This window comes from Ercella succinigenes, from assembly GCF_900002895.1.
The window spans coordinates 1-453 of sequence record NZ_CDHP01000053.1 but is presented as its reverse complement, the minus strand read 5'-3'; the positions used below and the strand labels follow the sequence as shown (position 1 = coordinate 453).

Genomic DNA, 453 nt, shown 5'->3' with positions numbered 1-453 from the left:
AATTTGTAGGACGATGCACATTGCTGATATCGAGTATTTGTCTTTGTTGGCTAAAATGACATCTACTTTCGTCCTATTATCAGCGCTGCTTGCTTTAAAATATCATTCTCCATCCGTAACTGCTTGAGCTCTTTGCGCATGCTGATCAGTTCGTTTTCCTGATCCGTGCGGTTATTCTTCTCCCGGAAGGATCCGCGGTCTTGATACTGATTGATCCACCGTGTCAGGGAGGAGGGAGTCAATGTCAATGACGGTGATAAAATGAAAGAAAATGGCGGTAAAAAAATGTAGATTTATGGCTCGAAGAATATAAAAAAATGATACACTTTCTAAAAAAAATAATAATGGGGTGTGTCAAAAATGGAAGGAGAAAAATGGATGGAAATTCGTGCCGACTATAAAAAAGGTTTATCCTATACCGAACTCAGCAAAAAGTATCAGATAGACCCACGC

The 453-nt window shown here is 39.5% G+C and carries 1 pseudogene; it reads right to left on the bottom strand.

Annotated features, from left to right (window positions below):
• Positions 1-233: pseudogene (locus AC0KSB_RS11595) on the bottom strand (IS3 family transposase); the annotation flags it as partial.
• Positions 234-453: the final 220 nt, after the last annotated feature.